Genomic DNA, 17257 nt, shown 5'->3' on the forward strand with positions numbered 1-17257 from the left:
TCAGGTCGCCCGCTGCGTCCTGCCGAGAATGCTGCTCGTGAGGCTGTTGCGTTCGTCGAAGAGCCCGTCCAGCGCGCGCCGCAGCGCCGGCGCGTCCAGCGTGACCCGGCCCGACGTCGTGTGCTCCATCTGCCCGAGGATCGCGCGCCGGACCAGTTCCCGGATGAACGAGGCCGTGACCCCTTCGGTGGCGGCGACCAGTTCGGACACGTCGGGCAGGTCCAGCTCGGTTTCGGCGGCATACAGCCGGATGAGCCGCTCCCTGCCCTCGGCGTCCGGTTTCGGGATCTCCACGGCCAGGTCGATCCGGCCGGGACGGTCGACCAATGCGCGCTCGACGGTGTCCACGCGGTTGGTGGTGAGGATGAAGGTGATGTCGGTGTCGGCGTCCACGCCGTCGATGCGGTTGAGCAGTTCGAACAGCACCGGCGTGGCGCCGTCGGAGAACGACCGGTCCTCGGCGATCAGGTCCACGTCCTCGATCACCACGACCGACGGCTGGAACCGGCGGGCCAGGCTGACCGCCGAGGGCACCAGCTTGGTCAGCGCTCGTCCGGACAGCACGGTGACGGTGGCGTCGGTCAGCTTGCTCATCAGGTACCGGACGGTGTGGGTCTTTCCGGTCCCCGGCGGACCGTAGAGCAGGACACCGCGCTTGAGGTGCTGCCCGTGCTCGCGGAGCCGCGCGCTGGCGGCGGCGTCGCGCACGACATGCCGTTCGACGGCCTCCAGCACACCGGCCGGGAGCACCACATCGCCGGCGGAGACCTCCGGGCGGGGCAGGAAGGACACCAGCTCGTTACCGCGGTTCTCGCTGACGTCGAATTGAAGCAGCTGCGACCTGAACACGTTGTGGGCCTGCACCAGCTCCTCCACCTCCGCCCGGACGGCGGTGGCGGTTTCGCGGTCGGCGGCCAGCACGCGCAGCGCGCACTGGGACTGCGGCGAGTGCTCGACCGGTCCCCGGATGTTGATCACCGCGGGCTTTCCGGACGGGGCACGGGTGGCGACCAGCCCGAACTGGATGACCTCGACGGCGGTATCGGGCCCGGTGGCCGCGGTGGTGTACTCGACCGCGCCGAGCTGGAACATGCCGTGCCGGCCGGCCATGGCCAGGATGTCCATCAGGTTCTGCATGCCGTGCATCTGCCCGGTCAGGCCGAACCACTCCGCTTCCGGGCTCCACCGCTCCAGATAGGCGGTGACGCCGCGGTGCAAGTTGACCTGCTCCCAGCCTTCGAAGGTGATGCTCACGTTCGGGATGGCGGCCAGCTCGCAGCCGAGGTGCTCGGTGATCCTGGTGACCAGCTCGCTGGGGTCCTCGGCCATCATCCGGTGCCGGGCCGAGTCGATCAGCCTGACCAGGGACTGCGCGAGCCGCCGTTCTTCGAGGCCTTCGTCATCTGCGATCATCACCACCACTATCGCAGAACTTCGCCGCCCGAGATCGCCCGTGGACCAGGCATTTCAGAAAACTGTCGGTGCCCGGTGCTGCACTGGCCAGATGACTGAGAAACCAATGCTGGTCCTCGGCGCGACCGGGTCCACCGGCCGCCGGGTGACCGATCTGCTGCGAGCCCGCGGCCATCCGGTCCGGGCCGCGTCCCGGACCGGTGAAGTGCGATTTGACTGGGCGGCTCCGGATACTTGGGAACCCGCCGTCGCCGGAGCTTCCGGGCTGTACCTGATGGCACCGGACGGGGTGCCGGTCGATCCGGAGTTCGTCCGGTGCGCGGTCTCGCACGGCGTAACGCGCATCGTGCTGCTTTCCAGCGGTGGCATCGAGGTGATGGGCGATGAGCGCCTGATGGCCGCGGAGCGGACCGTCCGGGCGTCCGATGTGGACTGGACCATCCTGCGGCCGGACTGGTTCGACCAGAATTTCGATGTCGGTTTCCTCCGCGAGCCGATACTGGCCGGACAGGTCGCACTGCCGGTCGGCGACGCCCGGCAGGCCTTTGTGGACGCTGGGGACATCGCCGCCGTCGCGGTGGCCGCACTCACCGAGCGCGGCCATGCCGGCCAGAGCTACGAAATCAGCGGCCCGCGGGCGTTGTCCTTCGGCGAGGCCGTCGCCTTGATCAGCGCCGAGGCCGGCAGACCGATCCGGTTCCTCGGCGATCCGGAAGCCTATCTGGCCGAACGGCTGGCGGCGGGAGCCTCCGCTGACGAGGCGGCCCAGGAAGTGGAGGCGTTCGCCGCGTTGCGTGCACAAGGGGACCGGGAACCCGCTGACACGGTGCGGCGGGTGACGGGCCGGGAAGCGAAGGATTTCGCGGAGTACGTGGCGGAGGCGGCGGAAGGGGGCGCCTGGCGAAACTGACCGGAGCACCCGGTGGCCGCTCGGTGAACGCCTAGCATGGCGGGATGCGGATCATTTCGCTGCTGCCCGCCGCCACCGACCTGATCGCCGAACTGGGCCTGCTGCCGGACCTGGTGGGCCGCACGCACGAATGCGACTGGCCGGCCGGGGTCGAGTCGGTGCCCGTGGTGACCACCAGCGGCCTCGACCGGCCTGGCCTGTCCAGCCGGGAGATCTCCGATTCGGTCGGCAGCTCGCGCCACAGCGGGTCGTCACTGTACACATTGGACACTGAGCTGTTGGCGGAGCTGGCCCCGGACGTGGTGCTCACGCAGGATCTGTGCGATGTCTGCGCCCTGTCGTACCAGAAGGTGTCCGAGGCGGTGCGGGTGCTCGACGCGGGGCCGAAGGTGATCAGCCTGGAACCCGCCACGCTCGACGGCGTACTGGACTGCCTGCACTTGCTCGGCGAGGTCTTCGGCGTGCCCGACGTCGCGGCCGCCAGGGCCGCCGCACTGCGGGAACGGCTGACGGTGGTGCAGCAGGCCGTGGCAGGGCGGCCGCGGCCGCGGGTCGTCGCGATCGAATGGCTGGATCCGTTGTGGCCGGCCGGGCATTGGGTGCCCGAGCAGATCCAGCATGCCGGTGGCACCGCCCTGTTGGCCGAACCGGGGCAGCACACCCGGCCGATGTCCTGGCAGGCGGTGCTGGACGTCCGGCCGGAGGTGCTGCTGATCCTGCCCTGCGGTTTCGCGCCGGAGCGAACCTTCGGTGAACTGGCCACGCTGACCGGCCTGCCGGGTTGGTCGACGCTGCCCGCCGTCCGTGCCGGTGCGGTCTGGGTGCTGGACGGGCCCGCCTACTTCAACCGTCCTGGGCCGAGGGTGGTCCGTGGGGTTGAGATCCTCGCGCGGCTGCTGCACGGTGCCGACAGCGGCGACCCGCTCGGTCCGGCGGAGGCCAGGCAGGTGCCGCGCGGCTAGCGGGACTGGGTGAGCAGGCCGGCGAGCTGCGAGGTGCCCGCCGTGAGTGCGTCGTCGAGTACGTCGTAGTACTGCGCGGGTGCCGAGGTGAGGAGGGCGACGACGTACCGGGAGTCCGCGCCGAGCAGGCCGGTGGTGTGGTACACCGCCTCAGCACCGCTGGTTCCCCAGCCCTGCTTGATCGCCCAGGTCGTGTCCGGCAGTCCGTCGGGAATGCCGAAGTACTGATCGGTGCCGTCGGCGGCGACGCGGGGCGCTTGGTGCATCGCCGAGTACATCAGGTCACGAGCCGGTGCCGGGGTTTTGGCGGCGAGATATTGGTACATGGTCACGATATCCGCGGCCGTGGTCTGGGTGCTGCCCCACTCGCCGGATCTTCTCGGTGGGGTGGTGCCGGTGAGACCCAGCTCGTCGATGGCCCGTTCCACGATGTCGTTCCGGCCGCCGGCGACCCAGAGCGTGCTGGCGGTTGCGTCGTGACTGTCCGCGAGCATGTCCCGGATTTCCTGCTGGGTGTCGTGACTCGGCTCGGCCCCGTCGTCCCAGGACAGCGTGTCCAGTGCGATGAGCACTTTGACCACCGACATGGTGGAGAAAGGCCGCTCGGTGTCCAGGCCGGTGAGTTCGGTGCCGGTGTGCCGGTCGTAGACCTGCATGGCCACTTCGGCGTCGGGCACCACGGCCCAGACCGCCTGCTGCACCCGCGTGGCCAGTTCCGCGTGTTCGTCGGGCGCCGGGGCTGGGGGAGCCACGTAGGGCGGGGTACCCGATGGCAGGGCGATCGAGGGTGCGGCGGCTTCGCTCCGCACCGAACCATTGCGCGACTGGGCGCTGACCAGGCCGGCCAGCAGCACGCTCACGCCGAGCACGGTGCAACCAAGCACTCTGTTCCGGGCGGTAAGCCGGTTCATGTACCTTGCAACGGAGGCTTTCTGCCCGCTCGTTCCCGGTTTTCACCGGCTTTTCCCGATTCACAGCTGATTCCCAGGTTGGTGCGCGGCGCGTGGCAGCAGCGGGACGAGCAGCAGGGCCACCAGGAAAGCACCGGCGTTGTACCAGAGCGTGATCGTTCCCGCGTCGGCCGCACCGGTGCCGGCCTCGGTCAGGCCGAAGAAGATCAGCCCGGTGATCGCCACCCCGAGCGCGGTGCCGAGTTGGAGCGCGGCATTGGTCACCCCGGATCCGGCGCCCGCGTCCGGTGCGGGAACCTCGGCCAGCACCAGCCCGGTCAGGATCGACACGCACAGCCCCATTCCGGCGCCCATGAACAGCACGCACAGCGTCACCGGCCACAACGCGACCTCGTCGCCCGCGGTGCCAAGCAGGTAGATCAACGCCAGCGTGCCGACCGCCAGCACGGCCAGGCCGATCGCCACCAGCCGGCGCCCGTGGTGGAGTCCGAGCCGCTGGGCCACTGGGGTGGTCAGCAGGATGCCCGCCGGCCAGCCGACCACGATCACCGCGGTGCGCAGTGCCGACCAGCCAAGCCCGAGCTGGAACTCGTAGGCCACCACCATGAAGAACGACGCGAGCCCGGAGAACAGGACGAGCATGGCCACCAGCCCGACACTGAAGGAGCGCGCCCGGAACAGGGGCAGTGGCACCAGTGCGGAACCGTCACGCCGATGCCGGCGGTGTTCGGCGATGGCGAACAACACGATCAGCGGTACCGCGGCGACGAGCAGCGCGATCATCCAGCCGGGCCAGCCGCTCTCGCGCCCTTGGATGAGCGGGAACATCACCGCGAACGAAGCGAGGCTGAGCAGACCGATACCGGTGAGGTCCAGCCGCAGGGGGCGTTCCGACCTCGACTCCGGCAGGTAGCGGATGGCGCAGGCGATGGCCAGCAGACCGATCGGCACATTGACCCAGAAGATCGCGCGCCAGCCGAGCCCGAGGACGTTGTATTCGGTGAACAGTGCGCCGAGGACGGGGCCGCTCACGTTCGCCAGGCTCAGCACGGCGCCGTACAGGCCGAAAGCCTTCAGCCGCCTGTCGTCCTGGAACATGACCATGATCACGGACATCACCTGCGGCACCATCAATGCGGCCAGTACGCCCTGTGCGAGTCGTCCGGCCACGAGTGCGCCCGCGGTGGGTGCCATCGCGCAGGCCGCCGAGGCGATGGTGAAGCCGATGATGCCGGTGAGGAAAACCTTCTTGCGGCCGAAGATGTCACCGAGCCGGCCGCCGGGGATGAGCACCAGTGCGAAAGTCAGCGAGTATCCGGCGAGGATCCATTGTGCGGCAGCGGATCCGGCGCCGAGTTCGGCCTGTATCCGCGGTAGCGCGATGGTGACGATCGTGCTGTCGACGAGGTCCATGAAGGTCGCGGCCAGCACGACGGTCAGCGCCGCCCAATGCCGGGTGCGAGGCGGTTTTTCGACGAGGGTGCCGGTCAAGGCGTTCTCCCTGAGGTATGGGTAAGCTCGGCGAGGTAGCACCAAGATAGAGTTGAACGAAAATAGAGTCTCTCGATAAGCGAGAGATTAATCAGGATGGTGATCCATGTCAACGGCCAGGGCGGCGCGTGCGCGGACGGTGGCGGCGTTGTACGACGAGAGCCGTCTCTCCGCCAATCGCGCGGTGCTCTTCCATGCCGCGCTCGCTGGTCGTGCTGGCATCAACGTCACCGATGTGAACTGCCTGGCCATCCTGGACAAGGAGGGCCCGAAGACGCCGGGGGAGTTGGCGCAGTGGATGGGTCTGTCCCGCGGCGGCGCGATCACGTCGGTGATCGACCGGATGGAGAAGGCGGGGTTCGTCCGGCGCGGCCGGGATCCGCAGGACCGGCGGCGGGTGCTCGTGGAGTTGGTGCGCGAGGGCGCCTACGAAAAGTTGCAAGGAACTTTCGACGAGCTCCACCGTTCCTACACCGCGTTGATCGAGGGCTACACCGAGCAGCAGCGGGAGTTGCTGCTCGACTTCGCCGAGCGGGCCAACGAGATCGTGCTGGCGCAGACCCGAAAATTGCAGGACCGTTGATGGGCGAGTTCGCTAGGCTGGCCACATGGCCTTGATCCGTTTGGGACTGATCACGCTCGACTGTCAGGATCCCGTTGCCTTGGCCGCTTTCTGGGCCGAACTGCTCGATGGCGCGATCGTCTTCAGTACGGACACCGTCCAGGTGGTGAAATTCGACAGCGGCGTGATCGGCGCGCTGCACGTGCCCGACTACCGCCCGCCCACCTGGCCGGCCGGTGATACGCCCAAGCACATCCACCTGGATTTCGCGGTCGCCGACCTGGACGAAGCGGAAGCGGAAGCCCTCCGCCTGGGCGCACAACGCGCAGCCGAGCAACCCTCACCGGACCGCTGGCGAGTCATGCTGGACCCCGCCGGTCACCCCTTCTGCTTCACCACCCTAATTCCCTTGAACCTCTAACCCTGCACGCTGAACTCGCGCTGCCCGAACGTGGGACTCGCGGCGCTGGAAGGTGGGACTCGCGCGAGTTCTGCGTTCGCGCTGGGCGAGTCGAACGTTGGGGGTGGGCGAGTTCTACGCTCGGGCGGCGTGTCGGCTGCGCAATTCAGAAACAGACGCAACAACCCGCCAGGGGCGTCGGGTGGTGGTGACCCACAGCGACGGGGTCGTTGGTCCGTTCGGGTAGGTCGGTCGGGGTCGTGAGGGGCGGTGGTGACAAGCGGCGCCCGGCCTGGTTGACTGTGCTCGGTCGTTGGTTTTGTGTTCGTGTTCATGCGCGCTCGCGAAACGTAGTTGCGGGCGCAGAGTTTTCCTCCAGGCATGGTCGGAGATTTTGCCGTCGCAGACAGGCCCGGCCCGTCGCAGCAGCGACGTACCGCATCCGCCAGCAGTTGAGGAGAAAAAATGGCTCAGGGCACCGTGAAGTGGTTCAACTCCGAGAAGGGCTTCGGCTTCATCGCCCCCGAGGACGGCAGTGCCGACGTGTTCGTGCACTACTCGGAGATCCAGGGCAGCGGCTTCAAGTCGCTCGAGGAGAACCAGCGCGTGCAGTTCGACGTTGGCCAGGGCCAGAAGGGCCCGCAGGCCACCGGCGTCACCGTCATCTGACCTGGCGCTGACGCACTGATCTGACCGACCGGCGGGTGCCGCTCCGAGAGGAGTGGTGCCCGCCGGTTTGTGCGTGCGCGGTTACCGTGGCGGCGTGAACGTGTCGCTTCGCTGGCTGCTGGACCGGCCCGAGCTGGGGTTGACGCTGGTTGCGGGTAAGAACGGCCTGGACCGGCCGCTGCTCTTCGCGCACAGCATCGACCTGCCGGACCCCGGTCCGTGGCTGACCGGTGGCGAGTTGATCTTGACCACCGGCGCACCCCTTTCCGACCAGCCCGAACGTCAGCGCGAGTACGTGCACGGGGTGCATCGCGCCGGGGTGGCGGCCCTCGGGTTCGGGACCGGGCTGTCACACGACACGATCCCGCCCGCCGTGCTCGCCGCCGCGGACGAGCTCGGCTTGCCGGTGCTCGAGGTCCCTTTGCCGACCCCGTTCGCCGCGATCACCAAGGCCGTGCTGGACCGGCTCGCCGAGCAGCGCTACGAGGCCGTGCTGCGGGTGTCCCGCGCCCAGCCTCGGATGACGCGCGCCGCGTTACGTGGCGGCGCCGCCGCGATCGTGCGCGAGCTGTCCACCGCGACCGGCGCGGCGACCTTGTTCCTCGGTGCGGGACAGCAGGTCGAGGCCGCCTGCCCGCGCAGCACCGAGGAGACCATCGCCGCCGTCCGGTCGCTGGTGCGCGACGATGCGGGCCGGTCGGCCAGCACGACCGTCGTGACGGCGGGACGGGCCATCACCGTGCAGGTGGTCGGGGTCGGGAACGTGGTGCACGGCCGGCTGGCCGTGGTCGCCGACGAGCCGCTCGGCCACGTCGACCAGGTGCTGCTCGGGCACGCGGCCTCGCTGCTCGCCTTGGACCGCGAGAAGCCGCTCCGGTTGCGCACCGAGCGCAACCGGCTGGGCACCATGCTGCTCGGCCTCCTGCTGCAGGATCCGGCGAACGAGCGGCGGCTCCGGCCCCAGCTTGCCGATCTCGTCGATCCCGGCCGTGGCGTCCGGGTGCTGGTAGTGCTGACGGGCGACCCGCGTGCCGCACTCGACGTGATCGACACCGGCCTGGCCGAACGCGGACTGCCGTTGGTCGCGCAGGAGGCCGACGGCGAAGCGGTGATCCTGCTGCCCGGCGAGATCACGCGGGAGTCGGTGGCCGAGCTGCTGGCAGGCCAAGCCCTGCGAGCCGGGCTCAGTGCGGCGCACCCGCTGGACGAGCTTCGGCAGGCGCTGGCCCGCGCCCGGCTGGCCGCGGCCGGGGCGGACCCCGGCGCCGGTCCCGCCGAGTTCGGCGGACTGGCCGGCGCGGCACTGCTGAGGACACCGGCCAGCCGGGAGGTGCTGGACTCGGTCGCCTCGGGCACGATCGCGAAACTCGAGGCGCACGACCCGGCGCTGGTCACGTCGTTGCGGGCGTTCCTGGAGGCCAACGGCCAGTGGGAGACCGCGGCGGCCGTGGTCGGAGTGCACCGGCACACCCTGCGCAACCGGCTGGACCGGGTCGAGCGGCTGCTCGGCTGCGACCTCGGCTCGGCCAGGGTGCGTGCCGAGCTGCTGTTCGCCGCGCTGGCGTGGGAGAGCCGGGCGGCTCAGCGGTAGGCGGGAAGGCCGGTGAGCGCCTGGCCGATCACCAGCGTGTGCACCTCCGCGGTGCCCTCGTAGGTGAGCACGGACTCGAGGTTGCCGGCATGCCGCAGCGGGGAGTACTCGGTGGTGATGCCGCTGCCGCCGAGGATCGTCCGGCACTGCCTGGCGATCGCGAGCGCCTCCCGGACGTTGTTCAGCTTTCCGGCGCTGATCTGCTCCCCGCGGATGGTGCCCCGGTCCTTCAGCCGGGCCAGGTGCAGGGCGAGCAGCATGGCGTTGTTCACCGACACCGTCATGTCGGCCAGTTTCTGCTGGGTCAGCTGGAAACCGCCGATCGGCTTGCCGAACTGCACCCTGGTCTTCGCGTAGTCCAGTGCGCTGATGATCGAGTCCCTGGCCGCGCCGACGGCGCCGAACAGGATGCCGAACCGCGCCTCGTTCAGGCAGGACAGCGGGGCGGACAGGCCGCGGGCCGCGGGCAGCGCGGCGCTCGCGGGCAGGCGGACCTCGTCCAGCACCAGCTCCGCGGTGACCGAGGCGCGCAGCGAGAGCTTGTGCCCGACCGGCCGTGCGGTGAACCCCCGCGTTCCCTTCGGCACCAGGAATCCGCGGATACCGTCCTCGGTACCGGCCCAGACCGTCGCCACATCCGCGATCGACCCGTTGGTGATCCACATCTTGGTGCCGTCCAGAATCCAGTCGTCGCCGTCGCGCACGGCGCGGGTGCGCATCCCGGCCGGGTCCGAGCCGAAATCCGGCTCGGTGAGCCCGAAGCACCCGATCGACTCGCCCGCGGCCATCGCGGGCAGCCACTCGGCCTTCTGCTCTTCGGAGCCGTACCGGTGGATCGAGTACATCGCCAGCGAGCCCTGCACGGACACGAAACTGCGGAAACCGGAGTCGGCGGCTTCGAGCTCCAGGCAGGCCAGGCCGTAACCGAGCGCGCTGACGCCCGCGCACTCGTAGCCCTGAAGATGCATGCCGAGCACCCCGAGCTTGCCTAGCTCCGGCGCCAGCTCGCGCGGAAACCGCCCCGATTCGTACCACTCGCGGATGCCGGGCCGGAGCCGGTCCTCGGCGAACCGGGCCACGGTGGCCTGGATGTCGCGTTCGTCGTCGGGCAGCGTGGCCGGGATGTCGAGCAGCTGCAACGGGTCGGTGATCATCGGTCTCCTTGGGGTTGCGGGGCGTCCAGCCAGGCGGCGAGGTCCTCGGTGTGCTCGCCGAGCCGGGGCGGCGGCCGGTGGTAGCCGGGCGGGGTCTGCGACAGGCCGATCGGGTTGGCCACCAGATCGCCGTCCCCGGACGGCACGAGCGGGTCGAGGCCGAGTTCTTCGGCCAGCGCGAAAGCGGCGGCGAGGTCGTTCACCGGGCCGCAGGGCACGCCGAGCGGGCCGAGCACGGCGAACCAGTCGCCGGCCGTGCGGGTGGCCAGCCGCGCGGTGATCAGCTCGGTGAGTTCGTCGATCCGCGCGACCCGCTCGGTGTTGGTGCCGAAGCGCGGGTCCTCGGGCAGGCCGATTCCTTCGCACAGCGCGGCGAACTGCCGGTCGTTGCCGACCGCGAGCACGATCGGCCGGTCCGCGGCCTGGAACACCGCGTAGGGCGCGATGGACGGGTGGCGGTTGCCCATGATGCCGGGCACGGCACCGGCGAGGGTGTACCCGGCGCTCTGGTTGACCATGCTGGACAGCAGCGTGCTCAGCAGGTTCACCTCGACGAGCTGGCCTTCGCCGGTGTGGTCGCGGTGCCGCAGGGCGGCCAGCACCCCGACCGCGGCGTGCAGTCCGGTGAGCACGTCCACCAGCGCCACCCCGACCTTGACCGGTTCGCCGGGGCCGGGCCCGGTGACGCTCATCAGCCCGCCGACGGCCTGCACGAGCAGGTCGTAGCCGGGCAGCGCGGCACCGGCGCCCGCGCCGAACCCGGTCACCGAGCAGTACACCGCGCGGGGGTTGAGCGCCCGGACCCGCTCGTGGTCGAGGCCGTGCCCTGCCATCGTGCCCGGTCGGAAGTTCTCGATCACCACGTCCGCGCGGCGGACCAGTTCTTCGGCCCGGCGCCGCCCTTCGCCGGTGCGCAGGTCGAGCGTGAGCGAACGCTTGTTGCGGTTCACCGAAAGGAAGTAGGTGGCCTGGTCACCGGCGAACGGCGGGCCCCAGGCGCGGGTGTCGTCGCCGGTGCCGGGGCGCTCCACCTTGATCACGTCCGCGCCGAGGTCGGCCAGCAGCATGGTGGCGTAGGGCGCCGCCAGCACCCGGGAGAAGTCGGCGACGAGCAGGCCGGACAGTGCGCCCGTGATGGTCATCCGTTCCTCCTCAGTGGCTGGGCGTCACCAGTTTCGGCGGTGCTCCGCCGCGAGGCACTCGACATCCTGTCCATGCTTCAGCCGAGTAGATGGCCCGTTCGTCCATGGCCGCCGGCCGGGGCGCTGCCTACCGTCGGCCGAAGTCATCGTCGGGCGGACCGGAGGTTTCATCGTCATGAGCGTTGTCGCGGAACAGATCGGCGGGCCGGGCCTGGAGCAGGTCCGCCGGGTGCGGACGGAGGTACCCGGCCCGCGATCCGAGGAACTGCTGCGGCGGCAGCGTTCGGCGCTGCCCGCCGGGCTCGGCTCGTCCCTGCCGGTGTTCGTCACCGCCGCGGGTGGCGGGGTGCTGGTCGACGCGGACGGCAACTCGTTCATCGACTTCGGCAGCGGGATCGCGGTGACCACCGTGGGCAACTCGGCGCCACGGGTCGTCGAGCGCGCGAGCGCCCAGCTCGACCGCTTCACCCACACCTGTTTCCTGGTCAACCCGTATGAGTCCTATGTGGAGGTGTGCGAAACGCTCAACCGGCTCGCCCCGGTGCCGGGGGAGAAGCGCACCCTGCTGGTGAACACCGGCGCCGAAGCGGTGGAGAACGCGGTCAAGATCGCGCGGGCGGCCACCGGGCGCCAGGGGATCGTGGTGTTCGACCACGCCTACCACGGCCGGACCCTGCTCACGATGAGCATGACCGCCAAGAACGTGCCGTACAAACAGGGTTTCGGGCCGTTCGCGGCCGAGGTGCACCGGGCGCCGATGGCCTATCCGTACCGCTGGCCCGGCGGCAAGGAGCGGTGCGCGGAGGAGGCCGCCGACGCACTGGTCGAGCTGCTCGACCGGCGCCTCGGCGCGGAGAACGTGGCGGCCGTGGTCTGCGAACCCGTCCAGGGCGAGGGCGGGTTCATCGTGCCGCCGGCCGGTTTCCTGCCCGCCGTCGCGGAAATCTGCGCCGCCCGCGGCATTCTGCTGATCGCGGACGAGGTGCAGACCGGGATCGCGCGGACCGGCACGCTGTTCGCCTGCGAGCACGAAGGCATCCGGCCCGACCTGCTGGCCACCGCGAAGGGACTCGGCGGGGGACTGCCGCTCGGCGCGGTCACCGGCAGGGCCGAACTGCTCGACGCGGTGCCGGCCGGCGGGCTCGGCGGCACGTTCAGCGGCAACCCGGTCGCCTGCGAGGCCGCGCTCGGCGTGTTCGAGGAGATCGAGCGGCACGACCTGGTGCGCCGGGCGGGGGAGATCGAGCGGATCGTGCTGCCCGCTCTGCACGCGATGGCCGGGCGGCACGAGTTCGTCGGGGACGTCCGCGGCCGGGGCGCGATGCTGGCCGTGGAGATCGTGCGCGGCGGCGGTGACCGGACGCCGGACCCGGCCCGCACCGCGGCGATCAGCGGGCGCTGTCACCGCGACGGGCTGCTGACCCTCACCGCGGGCAGCTACGGGAACGTGCTCCGGTTCCTGCCCCCGCTCGCCATTTCCGACGCACTGCTCAAGGAGGGCCTGGACGTGCTCGCCGGCGCTCTCGCCGAGGATTAGTCGAGGTCACGGGGATCCACCGCGGCCATCAGCTCGGCCAGGTGCGGGCAGCCGCCGCTCCCGAGGTCCGCGCGCACGCGGTCGCGGACCTCGGGGGCCATGTCCTGGCTGAGCTTGAACATCGCGCGCACACCGGTGACGTGCACCTTAAAGGACACCACGAGGTGCACCAGCGACGCGAACTTCTCCCTGGACGAGGTCATGTCCCACGGTGACTCGCGCAGCGCTTCGAGCGTCCGGACGGTCTCTTCCACCACGTGCAGCGACTGGTCCGCGTTGTCGGTCAGCTCGACCCTGCCGGTGAGATGCACGGCCGCGTAGTTCAGCGTGGGCACCGCGGGCTCGTAGCCGTACGTGCTCGGCGAGACGTACCCGTGCTGCCCGGAGAACACCAGCAGGATCTCGGGTTCCTCGGCGAAGTACTGCCACTGCGGGTTCTTCCGCGCCATGTGGCCGATCATGGTGACCTCGGCAAGGGTGTCCGGAACCGAGTCGTGGCGCGGGAAGATGACCGGCACGTGCGTGCCGACCGGCGCCCGGCCGGGTTCCGCGCTGACCACCACGGCGAACGGGTTGCGCCGGACCAGGTCCACCTCCATCGCCGGTGACGGCGCGACGTAGGGGCCGTACACGTGCATGGGATTCCTCTCCTGTCCGGAAGCTGGTCCAGATCTTCTCAGCCTGCCGAGGGCGCTGAGCAGTGCGTGCCGCCGGGGGCGGGCACGTCGAGGGTCGGGTTCCGGTCGAAGAAGCCGACCGGCCGGAGGACGAACCCGCAGTGATCGACGGGCATCACCGGCCAGTCCTCCGGCCGCGGGAAGTGCGTCATGCCGAAGGTGTGCCACAGCACCAGATCGGTGCCGTCCAGGTCGCGGTCCGCCAGGGTGTACGCGGGCAGTCCCGCGCCGGCGGGGCCCTGGTTGACCAGGTCGCCCGCCGGATAGCGCTCGTCCGGGTGGTACCGGGTGACCCAGAGATGCCGGGCGGCGAAGGTGGCCCGGCCGTGGATCGCGGAGGACTCGTCGGCGAGCAGGGTCGGCTGGCCCTGCGGGATCAGCGCGTAGCCGGGCGCGTCGCCGAGCCGGTTGCGCTTTTCCGGGTTGACCACGTGCCAGGTGCGTCCGAGCGACGGCTCGGCCATCCGCTGGGCCTGCCGCTCGCTGCGCAACCTGGTGGCGCGGCGGCGGAAAGCGTTGCCGTGCGGGTTCTGCTCGCTCATCGGCACGCGTTCCACCTCCACCTCGTCCACCGCGTTGGTGCCGCCGTCCACGGACATGTCCAGCCGCACGTTGAACAGGTGCTGGTGGTACGGCGCCGCGAGCTCGGGCGCCACCTGGGACGCGTACGGGGCGATCCGCTCGTCGTAGCGGGCGGTGAACACCACACCGGTGGCCTTCGCCTTCAGCTCGATCGTGCCGTCCAGGTAGAGGTACCAGTAGAAGCCGTAGTCGTAGTTGCCGACGGTGACGAAGAAGGAGATCACCAGCCGCCGCTGCCGCCGGGTCTGCCTGCTGTGGTTGGACGGGTCGGTGTGCTTCCACAGCACGCCGTCGTCCTCCTCGTGGATGCAGATCGCGTTCGGCAGGGTCACCGGCCGCCCGTCCCCGCCCGCCACCACCGCGTCCAGGTAGGTGATCACGCCGAGGCAGTCGCAGCCGAGCTCGAGCGCGTTGGCCAGCCTGCCGAGCTGGTACTCGCCGGTGTCGAAGTAGTTCTGCCAGAAGCGGATCGGCCCCGGGTCGGCGTAGGGCACCACCATCTCGGCCACCGAAGCCCGGTAGAGCACCGGCCGGTAGCGCTCGCCGTCGCGGAAGCCGAGCTGGTGCAGTACCAGGCCCTCGCGCATGTCGTAGCCGAGGCGCAGCCGCCAGTTCTCCCAGTGCAGCTCGTCGCCCGCTACGGTGAAGCTCGGGCCTTCCGGCTGGGTGATCTCGATCGGGCGCAGCGAGGTCCGCATCAGGCCGCTGACCTCGGGGTCGTCGTAGTCGCCGGACTCGGCGGGGATCGGCACCGCGCCGGTGTCCACGATCTCCCGCACCGACCGCTCGATCAGGTCCACATAGGCGACCAACCCGTCCACCGGATGCGCCCAGACCATTGTGGACGGTTCGGGCCGCCAGTGCGCGAGCACCCGTACCATCCGGCGCCCGGAGTCCGGAATGGACTCGAAGCGCCCGGCGGACAGCGCGGCCAGATAGACCTGCGCCGGGTCCTCGATGCCGCGGCGCAGCAGCGCGGCGCGCCAGCCCTCGTCCGCGGCCATGATCGCCCGCACCGTCTCGTGCTCCTCGGCCAGCACCGGGACCTGGCCCGCGGCCTCGGGATCGATCGGCGTCCTGGACAGCACGGTGTCGTCGGTGAGGCGGACCAGCACGTCCTCGGCCTCGCCGGATTTGATGTCCAGCAGCAGCGCGCGTACGTCGCGCGGAACCGGCGAGCCGTCCGCCTCGTGCCCGGCGACGTCCTCCTTGGCCGGTTCGGTAAGCCCGACGTAGGAGAACCGGGTCGTCTCGCGGAGCAGGCCCGATCTGCCGAGAATCTCCCGTGCCCTGCTGATTTCGGCGGCGGTCAGTGGGGCGAGCGGATGGCAACGGTCCGTCACGAGAGGTCCCCTGTCTGTAGGCGGTCGCACCTGGCGAATGCCGGAACGTTCCGGCATGTCTGCTCGGAGGCTAGCCGTCAGGATGCGAAATGGTCAACATTCGTTCCCGCGGGAAGGGATTCCCTTTGTTACAAGCAGATATCTCGTGCGGGGAATTCGGTTCGGGGGTTGACGGGGTGGACGCGCCGTCGTTTAATCACTCCCCATGTCGGAACGTTCCGGCATTACGCTCGAGCGCCGGCCGGTCCAGGCTGTGACTACGCGGCGTCGCCGGGAGAGTGAGGTCTCATGCGGATCAGGCTGCTCTGCACCGCGCTGGCCGTCGTGCCGCTGGTGGCCTCCTGCGCCGTGCAGCCGGTGGAGGAACCGGCAGGCCCGCAGCGGCCCGGTTATCTGGCCGCTGCGGACGAGTCGCTGCCCGCCGGCGGCACCCTCGAACTGCAGATGCCGGTGGACACCGGCGCGGCCACCGGCCTCGACCCGCAGCTGGCCGACGTGGCCACCTCGTGGCAGCTGATGTCGCTGGCCTACGAAACACTGGTCACGGTCGGCCCCGGCTTCCAGCCCGAACCGGGACTGGCGGTGAGCTGGGAGTCGCCGAGTCCCACCGAGTACGTCTTCCACCTGCGCGAGGGCGTCACCTTCGCCAACGGCCGCGCGATGGCCGCGGCCGACGTGGTGGGCAGCATGCGGCGCCTGCTGGCTGGCCAGGGGGTGTGGCGGACCCAGATCGGGCCGGTCGAGTCGGTGACCGAGCTGGACCGGAAAACGGTGCGGTTCAAGCTTTCCAGCCCGTACACCCCGTTCCTTTCGGCGCTGGCGAACACCCCGGCCGCGGTGCTGCCGATGGCCGAGATCGAGAACGGCTCGGTGGACCCGGCGAAGACCATGCTGGGCACCGGCCCGTTCGTGGTCGCCTTCCACCGGCAGGACGTGCTGTGGCGGTTCAAACGCCGTCCCGGCTACTGGGCGCCGGACCGGCCGGTGGCGGACGCGGTGAACATCTCGATCGTGCCGCAGGAGCCGACCAGGATCGCGTCGCTGCAGAACAACAGCGCCGGGCTGGCGGTGCTCGGCAACGTGGACGCGCCGCAGGTGCTGGCCGGGGTGCGCGGGGTGCGGGTCCGTGCACAGTCCACAACGGACTTCTACTACCTGATGCTGAACAGCAACGCGCCCGGTGGCAAGTTCGCCGATCAGCGGGTGCGGACCGCGATCAACATCGCGATGGACCGCGCGCAGATCGCCCAGATCGCCACCAACGGCCTCGGCAAGCCGACCGGGGTCACCCCGGTGGACCTGCCGGACGCCTGCGACCCGGCGCGGCTGCCGTCGGCGACCGCGGGGCTGGACCGGGCGCGGCAGCTGCTGAAGGAGGCGGGTGCGGAGAACCTGAAGTTCTCGATCACCGCGTACGCCACCGAGCCGGCGCCCGCGGTCGCGCAGGTGATCCAGCAGAACCTGGCGCGGATCGGCGTCGAGGTGACCATCGAACAGCTCGACGAGGGCAGCTGGGCCGGCAAGGTCTACGGCGCGGTGCCCGCCGGGTTCGACGCCGCGCTTTCCTGGTTCGCCGGTTACGCCGGGGCCGGCATGGTCGCGAAATGGTGGAACCCGGAGGCTGCTCAGTTCAACATCGGCTTCATGAAGCCGAATCCGGAGCTGAACCGGGTGATCGACTCGGCGACGTCCGAACCGGACGGTCCGGCGCGGGCACCCGCGCTGCGAGACCTGTGCGCCGCGGTCGACCAGGACGCGCAGATGATCCCGCTGGTCACCCGGCCGGTCATCATCGGCTACCGCGCGGACTCGGTGAGCCCGACGGTCTACGCCAACGAGGGATACGGCAACGCGTTCCGCCGGCTGGCCGAGTTCCGGTCCGCCGGCGGGCCGGCGTAGGACCCGCAGCGGAA

At 70.3% G+C, this 17257-nt stretch carries 15 protein-coding genes; 8 read left to right on the forward strand and 7 right to left on the reverse strand.

The features are described 5' to 3' along the window. Complete coding sequence (locus AMYNI_RS0135880; protein WP_040407688.1) at positions 1–1413, reverse strand: AAA family ATPase; 1413 nt, start codon at positions 1411–1413, stop codon at positions 1–3. Positions 1414–1504: 91 nt separating this feature from the next. Between AMYNI_RS0135880 and AMYNI_RS0135885 the strand changes: the two genes are divergently transcribed. Both AMYNI_RS0135885 and AMYNI_RS0135890 read left to right on the forward strand, forming a co-directional pair. Next, positions 1505–2323 (forward strand): SDR family oxidoreductase, encoded by an 819-nt coding sequence (locus tag AMYNI_RS0135885; protein ID WP_026361365.1) that lies wholly within the window; start codon positions 1505–1507, stop codon positions 2321–2323. 44 nt (positions 2324–2367) lie between these two features. Next, a complete protein-coding gene (locus AMYNI_RS0135890; protein WP_020672947.1) occupies positions 2368–3285 on the forward strand; it encodes a cobalamin-binding protein in 918 nt (305 codons plus the stop codon). On the opposite strand, the gene AMYNI_RS0135895 is transcribed toward AMYNI_RS0135890, so the two are convergent. Together AMYNI_RS0135895 and AMYNI_RS0135900 are read right to left on the reverse strand one after the other, a co-directional pair. Continuing rightward, on the reverse strand, positions 3282–4145 hold the full coding sequence (locus tag AMYNI_RS0135895; protein WP_245574088.1) for a serine hydrolase: 864 nt from the start codon (positions 4143–4145) through the stop codon (positions 3282–3284). The two genes, AMYNI_RS0135890 and AMYNI_RS0135895, sit on opposite strands and share 4 nt — an antisense overlap. 111 nt (positions 4146–4256) lie before the next feature. Beyond that, positions 4257–5687, reverse strand: coding sequence for an MFS transporter (locus tag AMYNI_RS0135900; RefSeq protein WP_020672949.1), 1431 nt, complete (start codon positions 5685–5687; stop codon positions 4257–4259). A gap of 106 nt (positions 5688–5793) precedes the next feature. Here AMYNI_RS0135900 and AMYNI_RS0135905 point away from each other — a divergent pair, with 106 nt between their 5' ends. The 4 genes from AMYNI_RS0135905 (at position 5794) to AMYNI_RS0135920 (ending at position 8909) form a co-directional block, all read left to right on the forward strand. Next, positions 5794–6270 carry a MarR family transcriptional regulator gene (locus AMYNI_RS0135905; RefSeq protein ID WP_026361366.1) on the forward strand — a complete coding sequence of 159 codons (477 nt, stop codon included), beginning with the start codon at positions 5794–5796 and terminating at the stop codon, positions 6268–6270. Positions 6271–6295: 25 nt separating this feature from the next. Continuing rightward, positions 6296–6670 (forward strand): VOC family protein, encoded by a 375-nt coding sequence (locus AMYNI_RS0135910; protein ID WP_026361367.1) that lies wholly within the window; start codon positions 6296–6298, stop codon positions 6668–6670. 444 nt (positions 6671–7114) lie between these two features. Further along, a complete protein-coding gene (locus AMYNI_RS0135915; RefSeq protein WP_020672952.1) occupies positions 7115–7318 on the forward strand; it encodes a cold-shock protein in 204 nt (67 codons plus the stop codon). A 94-nt stretch (positions 7319–7412) separates the two neighbouring features. Next, positions 7413–8909: a PucR family transcriptional regulator gene (locus AMYNI_RS0135920; protein ID WP_026361368.1), complete on the forward strand. Its 1497-nt coding sequence runs from the start codon at positions 7413–7415 to the stop codon at positions 8907–8909. Here the strand turns inward: AMYNI_RS0135920 and AMYNI_RS0135925 are convergent. Both AMYNI_RS0135925 and AMYNI_RS0135930 read right to left on the reverse strand, forming a co-directional pair. Beyond that, positions 8900–10063, reverse strand: a complete 1164-nt coding sequence (locus tag AMYNI_RS0135925; protein WP_020672954.1) for an acyl-CoA dehydrogenase family protein — start codon at positions 10061–10063, stop codon at positions 8900–8902. The two genes, AMYNI_RS0135920 and AMYNI_RS0135925, sit on opposite strands and share 10 nt — an antisense overlap. Further along, positions 10060–11205 carry a CaiB/BaiF CoA transferase family protein gene (locus AMYNI_RS0135930; protein ID WP_020672955.1) on the reverse strand — a complete coding sequence of 382 codons (1146 nt, stop codon included), beginning with the start codon at positions 11203–11205 and terminating at the stop codon, positions 10060–10062. Before AMYNI_RS0135930 ends, AMYNI_RS0135925 begins: the two co-directional genes overlap by 4 nt. Before the next feature lie 175 nt (positions 11206–11380). Between AMYNI_RS0135930 and gabT the strand changes: the two genes are divergently transcribed. Then, positions 11381–12742, forward strand: coding sequence for a 4-aminobutyrate--2-oxoglutarate transaminase (gene gabT / locus AMYNI_RS0135935; RefSeq protein WP_020672956.1), 1362 nt, complete (start codon positions 11381–11383; stop codon positions 12740–12742). Here the strand turns inward: gabT and AMYNI_RS0135940 are convergent. Both AMYNI_RS0135940 and AMYNI_RS0135945 read right to left on the reverse strand, forming a co-directional pair. Beyond that, entirely contained in the window at positions 12739–13380 is a 642-nt protein-coding gene (locus AMYNI_RS0135940; RefSeq protein WP_020672957.1) for an FMN-binding negative transcriptional regulator, read from the reverse strand. The two genes, gabT and AMYNI_RS0135940, sit on opposite strands and share 4 nt — an antisense overlap. A 38-nt stretch (positions 13381–13418) precedes the next feature. Continuing rightward, the gene (locus tag AMYNI_RS0135945) at positions 13419–15344 is read right to left on the reverse strand and encodes a primary-amine oxidase (RefSeq protein ID WP_020672958.1); all 1926 of its coding nucleotides are present in this window, start codon (positions 15342–15344) and stop codon (positions 13419–13421) included. Between the two features lie 288 nt (positions 15345–15632). Between AMYNI_RS0135945 and AMYNI_RS0135950 the strand changes: the two genes are divergently transcribed. Beyond that, the gene (locus tag AMYNI_RS0135950) at positions 15633–17243 is read left to right on the forward strand and encodes an ABC transporter substrate-binding protein (protein WP_020672959.1); all 1611 of its coding nucleotides are present in this window, start codon (positions 15633–15635) and stop codon (positions 17241–17243) included. Positions 17244–17257: the final 14 nt, after the last annotated feature.

The organism is Amycolatopsis nigrescens CSC17Ta-90 (assembly GCF_000384315.1).
Lineage (GTDB): Bacteria > Actinomycetota > Actinomycetes > Mycobacteriales > Pseudonocardiaceae > Amycolatopsis > Amycolatopsis nigrescens.

Excerpts from the sequence above, each read along its gene's own strand:
- AMYNI_RS0135880 (WP_040407688.1), bottom strand. The coding sequence starts at position 1,413 with ATGATCGCAGATGACGAAGGCCTCGAAGAACGGCGGCTCGCGCAGTCC.
- AMYNI_RS0135885 (WP_026361365.1), top strand. The coding sequence starts at position 1,505 with ATGACTGAGAAACCAATGCTGGTCCTCGGCGCGACCGGGTCCACCGGC.
- AMYNI_RS0135890 (WP_020672947.1), top strand. The coding sequence starts at position 2,368 with ATGCGGATCATTTCGCTGCTGCCCGCCGCCACCGACCTGATCGCCGAA.
- AMYNI_RS0135905 (WP_026361366.1), top strand. The coding sequence starts at position 5,794 with ATGTCAACGGCCAGGGCGGCGCGTGCGCGGACGGTGGCGGCGTTGTAC.
- AMYNI_RS0135910 (WP_026361367.1), top strand. The coding sequence starts at position 6,296 with ATGGCCTTGATCCGTTTGGGACTGATCACGCTCGACTGTCAGGATCCC.
- AMYNI_RS0135915 (WP_020672952.1), top strand. The coding sequence starts at position 7,115 with ATGGCTCAGGGCACCGTGAAGTGGTTCAACTCCGAGAAGGGCTTCGGC.
- AMYNI_RS0135925 (WP_020672954.1), bottom strand. The coding sequence starts at position 10,063 with ATGATCACCGACCCGTTGCAGCTGCTCGACATCCCGGCCACGCTGCCC.
- AMYNI_RS0135930 (WP_020672955.1), bottom strand. The coding sequence starts at position 11,205 with ATGACCATCACGGGCGCACTGTCCGGCCTGCTCGTCGCCGACTTCTCC.
- gabT (WP_020672956.1), top strand. The coding sequence starts at position 11,381 with ATGAGCGTTGTCGCGGAACAGATCGGCGGGCCGGGCCTGGAGCAGGTC.
- AMYNI_RS0135940 (WP_020672957.1), bottom strand. The coding sequence starts at position 13,380 with ATGCACGTGTACGGCCCCTACGTCGCGCCGTCACCGGCGATGGAGGTG.
- AMYNI_RS0135950 (WP_020672959.1), top strand. The coding sequence starts at position 15,633 with ATGCGGATCAGGCTGCTCTGCACCGCGCTGGCCGTCGTGCCGCTGGTG.